Source organism: Marinitoga hydrogenitolerans DSM 16785 (genome assembly GCF_900129175.1).
Lineage (GTDB): Bacteria > Thermotogota > Thermotogae > Petrotogales > Petrotogaceae > Marinitoga > Marinitoga hydrogenitolerans.
Genome location: NZ_FQUI01000055.1, coordinates 1 through 13178 on the forward strand (window position 1 = coordinate 1; position 13178 = coordinate 13178).

At 26.9% G+C, this 13178-nt stretch carries 13 protein-coding genes and 1 pseudogene; 5 read left to right on the plus strand and 9 right to left on the minus strand.

Features of this window, described 5'->3' with window-relative positions:
• From BUA62_RS10500 to BUA62_RS11385, 3 genes and pseudogenes are all read left to right on the plus strand, one after another.
• On the plus strand, positions 1–408 hold a 408-nt coding region (locus BUA62_RS10500), incomplete at its 5' end, for a transposase (protein WP_200782445.1).
• A gap of 90 nt (positions 409–498) precedes the next feature.
• Complete coding sequence (locus tag BUA62_RS10505; protein ID WP_072866006.1) at positions 499–906, plus strand: CPBP family intramembrane glutamic endopeptidase; 408 nt, start codon at positions 499–501, stop codon at positions 904–906.
• A 337-nt stretch (positions 907–1243) separates the two neighbouring features.
• A pseudogene (locus BUA62_RS11385) lies at positions 1244–1623 on the plus strand (transposase); the annotation flags it as partial.
• A gap of 90 nt (positions 1624–1713) precedes the next feature.
• Here the strand turns inward: BUA62_RS11385 and rsmA are convergent.
• From rsmA to recJ, 5 genes are all read right to left on the minus strand, one after another.
• Positions 1714–2511: a 16S rRNA (adenine(1518)-N(6)/adenine(1519)-N(6))-dimethyltransferase RsmA gene (gene rsmA / locus BUA62_RS10515; protein ID WP_072866007.1), complete on the minus strand. Its 798-nt coding sequence runs from the start codon at positions 2509–2511 to the stop codon at positions 1714–1716.
• A 166-nt stretch (positions 2512–2677) separates the two neighbouring features.
• On the minus strand, positions 2678–3658 hold the full coding sequence (locus tag BUA62_RS10520; protein ID WP_072866008.1) for an AI-2E family transporter: 981 nt from the start codon (positions 3656–3658) through the stop codon (positions 2678–2680).
• Positions 3659–3675: 17 nt separating this feature from the next.
• The gene (ruvX, locus tag BUA62_RS10525) at positions 3676–4335 is read right to left on the minus strand and encodes a Holliday junction resolvase RuvX (RefSeq protein WP_072866009.1); all 660 of its coding nucleotides are present in this window, start codon (positions 4333–4335) and stop codon (positions 3676–3678) included.
• Positions 4332–4577, minus strand: coding sequence for a hypothetical protein (locus tag BUA62_RS10530; protein ID WP_072866010.1), 246 nt, complete (start codon positions 4575–4577; stop codon positions 4332–4334). Before BUA62_RS10530 ends, ruvX begins: the two co-directional genes overlap by 4 nt.
• A 1-nt stretch (position 4578) precedes the next feature.
• The gene (gene recJ / locus BUA62_RS10535) at positions 4579–7707 is read right to left on the minus strand and encodes a single-stranded-DNA-specific exonuclease RecJ (protein ID WP_072866011.1); all 3129 of its coding nucleotides are present in this window, start codon (positions 7705–7707) and stop codon (positions 4579–4581) included.
• Between the two features lie 204 nt (positions 7708–7911).
• On the opposite strand from recJ, the gene BUA62_RS10540 reads away from it, so the two are divergent.
• Positions 7912–9123: a hypothetical protein gene (locus BUA62_RS10540; protein WP_072866012.1), complete on the plus strand. Its 1212-nt coding sequence runs from the start codon at positions 7912–7914 to the stop codon at positions 9121–9123.
• Positions 9124–9180: 57 nt separating this feature from the next.
• On the opposite strand, the gene BUA62_RS10545 is transcribed toward BUA62_RS10540, so the two are convergent.
• The 4 genes from BUA62_RS10545 to BUA62_RS10560 all read right to left on the minus strand — a co-directional run bounded on the left by BUA62_RS10545 (position 9181) and on the right by BUA62_RS10560 (position 12871).
• Positions 9181–10026, minus strand: a complete 846-nt coding sequence (locus tag BUA62_RS10545; protein ID WP_072866013.1) for a carbohydrate ABC transporter permease — start codon at positions 10024–10026, stop codon at positions 9181–9183.
• Between the two features lie 12 nt (positions 10027–10038).
• Positions 10039–10914 carry a carbohydrate ABC transporter permease gene (locus BUA62_RS10550; RefSeq protein WP_072866014.1) on the minus strand — a complete coding sequence of 292 codons (876 nt, stop codon included), beginning with the start codon at positions 10912–10914 and terminating at the stop codon, positions 10039–10041.
• A gap of 71 nt (positions 10915–10985) precedes the next feature.
• Positions 10986–12299: an ABC transporter substrate-binding protein gene (locus BUA62_RS10555; protein WP_072866015.1), complete on the minus strand. Its 1314-nt coding sequence runs from the start codon at positions 12297–12299 to the stop codon at positions 10986–10988.
• A gap of 152 nt (positions 12300–12451) precedes the next feature.
• Positions 12452–12871 carry an HD-GYP domain-containing protein gene (locus tag BUA62_RS10560; protein ID WP_072866016.1) on the minus strand — a complete coding sequence of 140 codons (420 nt, stop codon included), beginning with the start codon at positions 12869–12871 and terminating at the stop codon, positions 12452–12454.
• A 64-nt stretch (positions 12872–12935) separates the two neighbouring features.
• On the opposite strand from BUA62_RS10560, the gene BUA62_RS10565 reads away from it, so the two are divergent.
• Positions 12936–13178: transposase family protein (locus BUA62_RS10565; RefSeq protein WP_143148374.1), on the plus strand; the 243-nt coding region annotated here is incomplete at its 3' end.

Genomic DNA, 13178 nt, shown 5'->3' on the forward strand with positions numbered 1-13178 from the left:
ATAAAGACATTATCAGTAGATGAAATAGCAAGAAAAAAGAACCATGTATATGTAACAAATTTTGTTGATGTAGAACGAGGAAAAGTAGTATTCATAGCAAAAGGAAAAGATGCAAAAACATTTAAAGAATTTAAAAATAAATATATAGAAAAAAAAGGAAAAGAGTCAGATATAAAAACAATATGTATGGATATGTCAGTAGCTTTTAAATCAGGAGCGAAAGAACATTTTCCAAAAGCAAAATTAGTATTTGATAAATTTCATATAATAAAATTATTAAACGAACAACTAAATAAAATAAGAAAAAGAGAAAGTAAAGACTACAAAGACCTATTAAATAAAACAAAATATATATTCTTAAAAAATCCAAACTATTTTTTGGCTTTAGGTAAATTACCTTTTTCTTAATTACCCACTCGTTTCGTGGGAGAACTAAGATTAATATTAGAATTGACATATATGTTAACTACAAAAAAGACATCGTTAAGGAGAAAGATTATGACAAACAATATAGAAACCTACTCATTTAAAACAAAAACAATAATATTTTTTCATATTATTGTAATAACCTATGTAGGAATTACTTCCAGTATTTCATGTTTTTGGGCAATAATGTTTCTTTTATATCTTATAGCTGTTTATATTGAAATAAAAAGCTATGAATTATTAAAATTTTATTTTAAATTTAATAATTTCACTATTATATTTAAAAATAATAAGATAGTTTGTTTTATTTCAGCATTTATTTTTGCTATTATTCATCAACAATATACATTGTTAGATGGAAAATTATTTATCTTTATATTTGCAATAATTGATTATTATTCATTTAAAAAGTCTAAAACAATATATGCACCTATGCTTTATCATTTTCTCAATAATTTTGTAAAAGAGCTCTATAATTAATAATAATTAATTTCTGGCGCCAGATAAAAATCTAAAAATCAGGAGGGATTGTATAAATAAACGTATTTTTATAGTATTTTTGGTAATTTTTGTAAGTTTGACAGTTTTTTCAAATTGTATAGTATATAATAATAGTGACTCTTTCCAAAGTTACTTAAATTAACTGTGATTGTGCTTAAATTAGTTTAATTATGTTCAATCACCAGAATTTTATTTTTTAATGTTTCGAATTTACATCTTCCATGCATCTCTCATTCGGTAGTATAATATAAACAGTGTAAAAATAAAAAAAGGTAGAGAAAAATAAAAAGAAAGTGAAAAAATTCTTGGTAAGGTTAGAGGTGTAAAGGATATTTTAATTGCTTCTGTTGATGGATTAACAGGTTTTGTTGATGCTATTCAAGCAGCTTTTCCAAAAACTGAAGTTCAAATGTGTATTGTACATCAATTGAGAAATACTTTTAAATATGTCGCTCATAAGTACAGAAAAGATATTGATTTAAAACCAATATATTAAGCCCCAAGTCTTGAAGCTGCTGAGGCTGCACTTGTAGCATTTGAAAAAAATGGGGTGAAACACACCCCTTATTAGTACAAATATGGAAAAATAACTGGAAACTCGCTTACTTTAAATATTCAGAACCTATTAGAAAGCTGATATATACCACAAATTCCATAGAAAATGTACATAGACAATTTAGAAAAATAACCAAGAGCAACGCGTTTATGACCAAAACCATATTTAATGGCAAAATCACGGATTTTTCCTTTTGGATAAGGCGTGTCGTTCGCTTGACAAATACATTTTTAATAATGTTCAATATAATGAAAGATTTCTACGAATTTTTCTATAGATATATTTTCTGGTCTTGTCTTTGGATCAACATTGCATTTTTTTAATACTATTTCAGTATTAGTATCAAAAATTTTTTTTAAATTATTTTTTATAGTTTTTCTCCTCTGTGAAAAAGCTATATGTATGAATTTAAAGAATTTGTTTTTATCAATATCAGGTCTGTTCTTTTTAGGAGTTAGTTTGATGACTACAGAATCAACTTTAGGATTTGGTATAAAAGCATGTGGAGGAACTGTTAATATTTTTTCAACAGTGCAAAAGAATTGTACAAATATACTTAGAGGACTATAATTTTTCCCAGATTTTGCAATCATTCTATCAGCATATTCTTTTTGAACCATTAATAAGGCTATCTGGAAATTCGGTGTTTCTAAAAAGATTTTTTCCAGGATTAGAGAAGTAATATAATATGGAATATTCGCAACATATTTTGGAGTTTCAAACGTAGATAAATTTGCTTTTAAAAAATCAATAAATTCAATTTTTATATTATCAAAATTTTTAAATCTTTCTGTTAGTAATGGTTTTAGCCTTTCATCAATTTCATATGCATAAACATTTGCACCTGTGTTTACAAGTTCCTGAGTCAGGGTCCCTGCACCGGGACCTATCTCTATTACAGTATCATTTGTAGTAATCGAAGCTTTTTTTACAATTTGTTTTGCATAAGTTTGTGTTGATAAGAAATTTTGCCCGAGGCTTTTTTTGAGGTATATGTTATATTTTTTTAGCCAATCACTTGTTTTCATAAAAAACTCCCTTCAGTTGACAAAATAAAAAAAATGTTGTATAATATCAAAAAAAACAAATAAATAGATTTAAACACTAATAACTACCAATATCAAAGAAAAACAACGAATTTTGAGTAATTCCCCCTGTTTAACTTTAGCAGCCTTAAATGGCTGCTTTTTTTATTTATATTTTTTTTAGATATTGTATAATATACATATCCCAAACATTTCTAATTATAATTAAAATAGGTATAGTTATTAATACACCAACTATTCCATAAAGCTGCCCAAATATTAATAACGAAACGAGCACAAGGAACCAGTTTAAATGCACCTTTCCTCCAGAGATTCTTGGTGATAATATCCACATTTCCAATTGATTTGCAATTGTGAGTATTAATAAAGCTTTTAAAATACCAACTAATCCAAAATTTGTAAAGCCTAAAAGAGTAATAGGTATAGCTGTAATGAAAACCCCCAAATAAGGTATAAAATCAGTTATACCTGAAAGAATTCCTAAAAATAAAGGATAAGGGAATCCCATAACTAAAGCGCTAAACCATGTGGTTAATCCTACAAAAAATGCGGTTATTATTTGTCCAGATACAAATTTTTTTAAATCTTTAATAGTTAAAAGTAAAAATTTTTTTGTTGTTTTGATTTCAGAATTTGGAAAAAATTTATCAATTGCATTCCATAATTGTTTATTTACTATAGCCATATATGCAGATGCTACAATTAACAATAATCCAACTGTTATAAAATTAGAGATATTGGATGCGAGATAACTGGCAAATTGAATTATTAAATCATTTAAATATTTTCCAGCTGTGTCTAATAAAGTATTTAAGACTTCACCAGTTTTTCCTGGAATTTGATTGATTTCGATACTATTAACAACATCAAAAGCCTTTTTTCCTTCTTCTATTGTTATAGGGATTAAACTATATAAAGAATAAACAATAGCGCCATAAAATATAAGAGAGGCTAATGGGACAGTAATCTTTCTGGAGATTTTTAATTTCTCCAGATAAGATGCAATAACATCTATTAATAGTGTAAAAAATAAAGCAACAACCAAACTGCCTATTATTGTTGGAAATATTTTTAGTAAGATTAGAAATAATGTAAAATAAAAAATTATAAACCAAAAAGATTTTGGCATTAAATCACCTACTATCTTTAGTTGATTTTAATAAGCTTTTTATACTTTATAGAGAAAGAGCTTTTTGAAATTAACACATCGTATTCTTCTTTTAAATCTTCAAGTAATGTAGTAGACTTTTTATTTCTTTTAAAATACCACCAAAAAACAAATGGATTTTTTGTATAAATATCGGCTTTATTGTATATACTACTATTTTTAATAATTATATTATTTATCAAAATCGAATTTGAATCAATATTATTTATACTATACACATCTTCTGCTTCTAATTTTATTCCCAATTTAGGATTATCAAGAAATTTTTGTAATATAAGAAGAGCACTGTTTTGATCCTTAGCTTTTTTTGCTTTTTTTGAATTCAAAAAGTTTTTTGTCATAGAGTAACTTTGCTGAGTTGTTAGTCGCTCATCTATTAAAAAAATATCAGATTTAAAAAGATTCTTTAATTTTAAAGAAAAATCTATAGTTTCAAAAGTTTGTTTAGAAAACCTTCCGGACATTGAAATTGGAAGTCCAACAACAAAAGCATCACCTTCTGTATAAATTTCATTTTTTAATGTGCTTAATAGTTTGTTAGTATTTACTGTTCCTTTTATAGTAGCAATTTTTAGAATTGAATTGCTTATGGCAATGCCAGTTTTGCTTAAACCATAGTCTAAACCTATATAATTCAAAACTTCAACATCTCCTCAATGATATCAGTTTTAGTTTTTTTTATTTCATAATTAATACCCATGTCTTTTAATATTTCTTCAACTATCATTTCATCATCTTCAGATATTGCAATTATTGGAAATCCGCCTAATGGGAAAAATTTAGAAAAAATCTTCTTTTTTCTAAATTTGTCCAAAACCTTTACCATGTATTTCTGTTCAACCTTTATAAATGTGTTTAAATCTTTAGTAGTTTTTTTCATTTTATTTAACCTCCGCAATTTGATTGTTCAACAATGATATTAAGCTTCGTGATTTGAAATTTGAAAAGAATCTAATAGAATTTTTTAATATCCATTTATCTAAAATACTTTCCTTTAATTTTACATTTTTGTGTATTAAATCTAATCTAAAGGACTCCATAGTTTTTAAACCGTTAGAAGTATCTATTACGATACCTGTGTTTATAAGTTCATTTACAATTGTTTTTATAAGTTCAACATCATTATTAAAATATTTTTCAGAAATTATGTTAATATTTATATTATCATTTTCTTTTATTATTTCATAAACTTTTTTTAGCATTTCTGGTGAAGGATATTTTCTTGAAAATTCATACATAAATTTTGTTGAAAAATCTGTATTATATGCCATTACAAAAACTATGTTATCTTTTTTATTATGAGGCCAGGAAGATACTAAATCTAATAATTCAATACGAGTTTTAGGTACATCATACAACATTATTATTGAGTTTCTATCTTTTTGTTCAAGGGATAGTCCATCATTTATAAATTCTGAAATAAGAATTCTTGAAGGACCTTTTTTGTTTAATTCTCTAATATTTATTTTCTCAAAAAAAGTATGCATGTGTGAATAATAAAGTATATAATCTTCTGAATATTCATATGTGGAAGAAATATAAGATTTTAGATTCACATATGGTGTAATATCATTTACTATAATATTTAAATTTTTAGAATTATATAAATAATCTTTTATTAGTTTAAATTTGTTTGAATTTATTTCTTTTACTACTTCGAAAGGAGGAACATTAGCATTAACATTTGCAACTCTATAACCACTTAATTTTAAGAATTCTTTTATGCTTTCATCATAGAATGTACCCAGTAAATTAATTTTGTAATTTTTTGATCTAATAACTTTTCTTAATTGTATGTATTCAGGTATATTTGCTATTGTTGGATGTGAGAATGAATATATAGGTTCGTCTATTAATAATTTTTTTGAAAAATCATTGAATCTTTGAATATTTTGAATATATGCCGGTACGGTAGTTAGTATTATTTTTTTGTTTTTTAGAATAGTGTTTTCAATTTTAGATTTTTTATTATAATATATGTTTTCGGAGGAAATATACTGATTAATTATTTTATATGTGTATTCAAGTAATAGATGAGATGCTCCGATAATAATTAAATTTTCGCCTTTTGATATAGTATTTTTGATTTTTTCTATTAATAAAGTATTTTTAATTTTTAATGGAGCAAATATAGCATTTCTATTTTCTTCTATCATGCCTAATAATATTTTATATTTATAATTAGTTAAATGGTGGACGTTGTCTTTTGCATGTAAGGATATTAATAAATTTCCTGAATAACCTTTTTCTGTTAAAGAATCTCCAATAAATTCTATATCTTTTACATAGAATTTTAAAACTTTTTGATTGTTATAAAATGTTCTTTCTATTCGAAAATTTCCAACGAGATTGCATTTTAGATTACCATTCATACCATCCTTTTTATTAGATAATATACCATAACCTACAACTTCAAAGATCATACCTTTTTCAGTTTTAGCAATTGCTGCTAAATTTTCTTCTTCAGCACCAAATATTTTTATTCTTTCTAAGGAAACATTTTTTATTAAAAAAGTAGGTTCTGGATTTTGATAGCCATATGGTTCTAATAAAGTTATATCATCAAAAAATGAGTTCCATAGATTTTCAATTTCCATATCAATTTCAATTTCTGATTCTGGTTCTTTGTCACCATATAATTTTTTATACATTTTATTAATTTCATCTCTTAAATATTCAATATTTTCTGAATCGATAGTAAAACCAGCAGCAAGCTCATGACCGCCATATTCTTTAAAAAAGTTTTCATTTTTTTGAGATAGACTCTCCATTAGTTCTATTAGACTAATACCATGGGGACTTCTTGCAGAACCTTTACCAGTATTATCATTTGAAGTTGTAGAAACCAGTAAGACAGGTTTGTTGAATTTGTTAGAAAGCTTAGAAGCAACTATTCCCAAAACGCCAAGATGCCAATCTTTTCCGCTTAAAACTATTACCTTTTTATCATGATAATCTGGATTTATATCCATTAAACTTAAAGCAGATTTATATATTCTTCGTTCATGTTTTTGGCGTTCAGAATTTAAATCGAGTAATTGTTTTACTTTCTTTTCCAAGTGTTTATTCTCTTCAGTCATTAATAATTCAAAGGCTTTCATGGCATCAGCCATTCTACCAGCAGCATTAATTTTTGGAGCAATTTTGTAAGCAACAACATAAGATTTAACATCTTCGGGAACAATCCCTATTTCTTTCATTAAATATTTTAAAGCAGGATTAGGATTATTTCTTAATTTTTCTAATCCCTTTTTTACAAAAAATCTATTTTCTGATCGTAAAGGAACAATATCTGCAATTGTTCCTAAGGCAACAAGATCAATTAAAGAAAAGGGATTAAATGTTGTATTTTTTAGCGTTTTATGAACGGCAAGTAATACTTTAAACGCAACGCCTACTCCAGATAGTCCTTTGAAAGGATAATCGTCATCTTTTCTTTTTGGATTAACTATGGCATCAGCATTTGGTAAAATTTGTTGTGTTTCATGATGGTCTGTAATTATGATCTTCATATCTTTTTCTTTTGCGTGAGATATTTCATTTAATGAAGTTGTGCCACAATCTACAGTAATTATATTCATATAACCCTTTTCATATAACTCATCAATAGCTTCAACATTTAAGCTATAACCTTCATCTATTCTATTAGGTATATAAGCCTCAACATTCCAACCTAAAGCTTTGAACCCCTGGTATAAAACTGCTGCAGCTGTAACGCCGTCAGCATCATAGTCTCCGTATACTATCAATTTTTCTTTTTTCTTTTTTATGTCTATTAATAAATCAACAGTTTTATCCATATCCTTCAAAAGGAATGGATCAATTATACTGGATTCATCAGGATATAAAAATTCTTTAATCTCCTCTTTTGTTTTAATTCCTCTTACTATAAGAAGTTTTATTAAAAATTCGGATAAACCTGTTTCAGAAGATAATTTTCTTGCCAATTTTAAATTTTCTGAAAATAAAGGATTACCCGAGTCCCAAAAGACCCTCCAATTCTTTTTCAAAATATTCTCTCCTCTCTTATTTATTTTTTTTTTATTTTGTTATAATTATACAAAATTTTTGCTATAAATAATATTAGGGGGATATTCCATTAATTTTAAATTAACGTTAATTCATATTTTTTGTATGAATAGAAGATTGTAGAATGTAACAATATCAAAATTTATGTGATATAATTTATAATATAAAATTTGGGGGGTGAAAAAATGAGTATAAAAAAGTTATTTTTGATATTAATTCTATTTATTTCTGTATTGATATATGCAGAAGATAGTAGAAAAACGCTATTAATTTATTCAAAAGGGTATTCAACTCTTTCGGCAAAAGTAGAACATAAACTAAAAGAAAGATTATTAGAAATGGGTAAATATAGGTTAATTGAAAGAGATTTAAACGTTTTAAGAGAAGTTGAAAGAATATTAAGTGGAGTTACAAATAAAAATGATTTTAAGTTTAACCAATTAGCTGCAGATTATATTGTTTATGTTGAAGTAATAGATGCAAATTTAAGAAGGAAAGAAGATGATGAAGGAAATGTTTGGTATGAATATGAAATTGAAGGTGCATATAGATTAATAGATGTTGAAACCAGCCAAATATTAGAGATTAGAAGTATTAATGCATTTGGTTCATATAACGTAACAAAGTTTGTCAGTGAATATGAGGCAAGAGAAAACGCAAAAGATCAGGCGATTGAATATTTAGTTAATTCTTTAGTCTATAGAATGAATAAATTGTTTTTGATTAGTGCAAATATTATAAATGTTGAGAATGATATGATTTTAATAGATGCAGGACGGAATGTGGGGATTTACAAAGGAATGATGTTTTCTTTTGCTAAAATATATAAAATAAAAGAGGATACATATAGGAAAATTGATGGAAAACTAATAGTTAGAGAAGTATCGGGAAATAGTGCAATATTAGAAATTTTAGTAAAACCTAAATTTGAGTTAAACCAAACTATTCAGGTGATAGAGAATCCAGACTTATCTCCAATAAGAGGACATTTAATGTTCTCTGGAGGATATATATTTAATGATAATTATTTGTTTAGATTGGAATTTTCGGGTGATAATTATAAAGGATTTGGGTTTGGAACGTATTTAGATTTTATATGGGGGTCAAAAAAATCTATATTCTCAACAGGATTTTCATTAAATTATGTAAAAGAAATAAATAGATTTATTCCACAGTTGGGAGTTGATTTGTATATGAGTTCTTCTTTTGAATATGATACAGAATATTCAACAAATGTAGCTCTTGGAATAAGTCCTAATATTGGATTGGAAATATTAATAACTGATAATTTTGGAATTACTTTAAATGGTGGATATAGATTTGAAAACGCTCTTGAAGGAGATTATGACCCGATAAATTCAGCATTTATTAGAGTTGGGATAGATATATTGTTTTGAATTAAGTTATTAAAATTAATAAAAAATAAAAAATGCTGCAAGAAATTGCAGCATTTTTTATCCCTTTAGTCCCGAACTTACTAAACTCTTTACGAATAAATTTTGGATAGCAAAGAATATTGTTAATGTTGGAACAAGGGCGATAATTGTACCAGCCATTATTACACCCCAATTATTTGCAGCATCAGAACTTATGAGCATTTTTATACCTATTTGAATAGTTTTCATTTTATCATCCATTGTAACTATTAAAGGCCATAAATAGAGATTCCAAGCATATACAAAGTTTATTAAAGCAGCTCCACCAAGCATAGATTTTGAAAGAGGTAAAAGTATTTTCCAGAAATATTGCATGGATGTTGCTCCGTCAATTTTAGCAGCATCACTTAATTCTTTTGGGATAGTTAAAAAATGTTGTCTCATCAAAAATGCATTTGTAGCACTTGCAGTAAATGGAATTATTAAAGCATAAAAAGTATTTATCCAATTAAATTCTTTCATGATTAAAAATAAGGGTAATATCATTACGGTTTCTGCCGGCAAAAATAATGTAATAAATAACAGTATAAATGATATATTTTTTCCTTTAAATTGGAAGTTTGCATAAGCATAGCCAGCCAATGTTCCTGTGATTAATTTACCAAAAGTAATAAAAAATGCGATTATAGTTGAGTTCAGAAGCATTCTTTTAAGGTCAACTAATCTCAATGCTTCGGCATAATTTTGCCAGTGAAATGTACTTGGTAATAATTTTGGCGGAAATGTATAAACTTCTGTATATGTCATAAAGCTCATACTAAACGCAAGTAATACTGGAGCCATAACAATTAAAGAGACAAATATAAGTGTAATTTCAGAAAGAATAAGATTTCTTTTTTTCTTTTTTGATATACTTGAAGCCATATTAAATTCACCTCACTGATAATGAACGGATTTTTCGACACCTTTGAAGTATATTACTGTTATAATACCCATAATTAAAAACATAATAACAGATTGTGCTGCTGCTGATCCGTTATTATTATATGAGAAAGCATCTAAATATAATTTATAAATTAATGTTGTAGTTGATCCAGACGGACCACCTTTTGTCATTAAATCTATAATACCAAATGATGTAAACATAGTAGTTGTAAAATTCATAATAAATAAATAAAATGTTATTGGCGACAGTAAAGGGAATTTGATTTTCCACATTCTTTGCCATAGATTAGCTCCATCAATCATTGAAGATTCTAATAATGAATCGGGAATTGATTGTAGTCCTGCTATATAAAATATCAGATCAAAAGGCAACATTTTCCATATTGTGGCTAACATAACAGCTATAAATGCATAAGGTGTTGTTGTAAGCCAATCAGTATCAATACCAAAAAGTAACATAAAAATATAATTTAAATATCCAACAGTTGGAGTTAGTAGAAAAGACCATAATATACCAGCTATTGCCGGAGAAACAGCGTATGGTGCAAATATAAATAACCTAAAAAAACGAGTTCCTGGAATGTTTTGAACTAATAATTGTGAAATTAAAAACGCAATAAACATTGTTAAGAATACTGATGAAAATGAGTAAATGAAAGAAGTTAAAAGAGCTTTGTAATATGAAGGATCTTGAAATAAAAGTGTATAATTTTCAAAACCTACGAAAATACTTTTATTTCCAAAAAAAGATTCCTGATAAAAACTCAATTTAAAAGAATAAGTTGCCGGCCAGTAGATAAATAAAATAATTACTAAAAATGTAGGAATAAGTAGCATATAAGGGGTTATCTTACTTTTCCACGACATAAATTAGAACCTCCTTTTTAAAAAAAGGCGGGGAATGATTCCCGCCTATAGATATATTTTAATAAAAAATGTTATTTATATAATCTATTATAACGTTTTAATTCTAATGTAACTATTTTTGCGGCATCATTGAGAGCTTGATCAACAGTTTTTCTACCATTTATAACATTTTCGTATTCTGTTTCTATAATTTCTCTTGTTTTTGGGAATACACCCATTACAGCGCCATTTGTATTAACTGTTTGTTTAGACAATAACAATGACATTATAGCTGTTAAATAATTTGGATGTTCTGAATAAAAACCTTCAAACAATAATTTTTCAATAGCATCTTTTCTTACAGGGAAATAACCAGTTTCTAAGTGCCATTTAATTTGTTGTTCAGGTTCTGTCATCCATTTTACAAATTCCCATGCAGCTTTTGTTTCTTCGTCAGGATGTCCTTTTAATATCCATAAAGAACCTCCGCCTATTACAGAGCCGCCTTGAACGCTTTTATCAGGTTTTGGTAAGAATGCTGTACCAACTTCAAATCCATTTTCTTTTGCAGCTTCATTAAAGAATTTTACATCAGATGTTGAGTATAATAGCATTCCAGCCTTTTGAGCTAAGAATATCTGACTTGCACCGTTCCAATCTTCTCTTTTTGTATTTATTAATAAACCTTCATCTGTCATTTTTTTGAACAAGTTGAATATATTTTTTCCAGCCTGACTATTAAATACAGCTTCAGTAGGTCTTACGCCTGCTCTACCATTTCCATTATTTACTAATGGAGCATTTTGAACAGCCATTAATTGTTCAAAGAACCATGAATGTGTTGGCCAGGTTAAACCATATCTTGTGACTTTTCCATTAGCATCTTTCTTTTGTAATTTTCTAGCATATTCTATTAATTCATCGTATGTTCTTGGTGGTTTATCTGGGTCTAAACCAACTTCTTTAAACATAGTTTTGTTATAGAATAAAATTGCAGTAGAAGAATTAAAAGGCATTGAGTATAATTTTCCATCTACAGTGTAATAATTTGTAACCTGCTCTAAAAAGGCCCCTTTATCAATGGATGGATCGTCATTAATTAAATCTTCCATAGGAACAGCAACTCCACCATCTATCATAGCCTGTGTTCCAATATCGTATATTTGAACAACATGAGGAGCTTTACCAGATTTTATACCTGCTATGGCCTTGTTGAAAGTATCAAGATAAGAACCAGTATACTGTACATTTACCTTTATATCTGGATGTGTTTTCATGAAATCTTTAGCCATGTTCTGTAAAAGCTCAATTCTCCAACCACTCATAGCATGCCAGAATTCAATAGTAACCTGTGCAAACATAGAAATACTTAAAACAACTACCAATAAAACGAGTAACTTTTTCATACTTTTCCCCCCTTGGAATAAGATTCTGGAAATAAAATAACATTTTATTTTGTTACTATTAATAAGAAATATTAAGAAATATTAAGAAAGACAACAAGTCATGTAAATATTATACAACTTTTTTTAATAAAAATCAACACTAAAATAAAAAGTCAATTATTTTCCTTGTATTCATCATAGAGTTTTTTAAATTCCATATGATAAGTTCTGAAAATTTTTAAGATTTTAGGGTTAAAATCTTCAGGATTTGTTCTATTATCACCATTTAAAATAATTTCTACCGCAATATTATGAGAAAATCCTTTTTTATATGGGCGATTACTCCTTAGTGCATCATATACATCAGCATGTGATACAATTTGCGCTTCTATAGGTATGTCGTTTCCTTTTAAACCATATGGATAACCATTTCCATTATATTTTTCATGATGATATAAAGCAATATTTTTGGCAATTTTGAAATCTGGTTCATTTAAAATTTTAGCACCATATATAGTATGCTTTTTCATTTCATTCCATTCTCTATCAGTTAGATTTTGTTTTTTTAATAAAATAGATTTGGCTCTTTCCAAAGAAAGTTGACAAAGGAATGATAAAAATGTTAAAATAAAAGAAAAAGCGAAAGGGAAGAGCTAAATGAAAGAAATAATAAAAATGCTGGATAAAAGTTTAAAGTATATAAAACATGAAATAAAAGAAGACACAATATATATTTATGTAAAATCAAAAAAGAAAAAAGCAAAATGTCCAGTATGTGGAGAAGAAACAGATAAAGTACATTCAAAATACACAAGAAGCTTTCAGGATTTACCAATAGGAGGAAAAAAGGTAACAATAATATTGGAAATGAGAATATTTAAATGTAAAAACAAAGAATGC

Coding starts and splice junctions, on each gene's coding strand:
- BUA62_RS10505 (WP_072866006.1), top strand. CDS start 499: ATGACAAACAATATAGAAACCTACTCATTTAAAACAAAAACAATAATA.
- rsmA (WP_072866007.1), bottom strand. CDS start 2,511: ATGAAAACAAGTGATTGGCTAAAAAAATATAACATATACCTCAAAAAA.
- BUA62_RS10520 (WP_072866008.1), bottom strand. CDS start 3,658: ATGCCAAAATCTTTTTGGTTTATAATTTTTTATTTTACATTATTTCTA.
- BUA62_RS10530 (WP_072866010.1), bottom strand. CDS start 4,577: ATGAAAAAAACTACTAAAGATTTAAACACATTTATAAAGGTTGAACAG.
- BUA62_RS10540 (WP_072866012.1), top strand. CDS start 7,912: ATGAGTATAAAAAAGTTATTTTTGATATTAATTCTATTTATTTCTGTA.
- BUA62_RS10545 (WP_072866013.1), bottom strand. CDS start 10,026: ATGGCTTCAAGTATATCAAAAAAGAAAAAAAGAAATCTTATTCTTTCT.
- BUA62_RS10550 (WP_072866014.1), bottom strand. CDS start 10,914: ATGTCGTGGAAAAGTAAGATAACCCCTTATATGCTACTTATTCCTACA.
- BUA62_RS10555 (WP_072866015.1), bottom strand. CDS start 12,299: ATGAAAAAGTTACTCGTTTTATTGGTAGTTGTTTTAAGTATTTCTATG.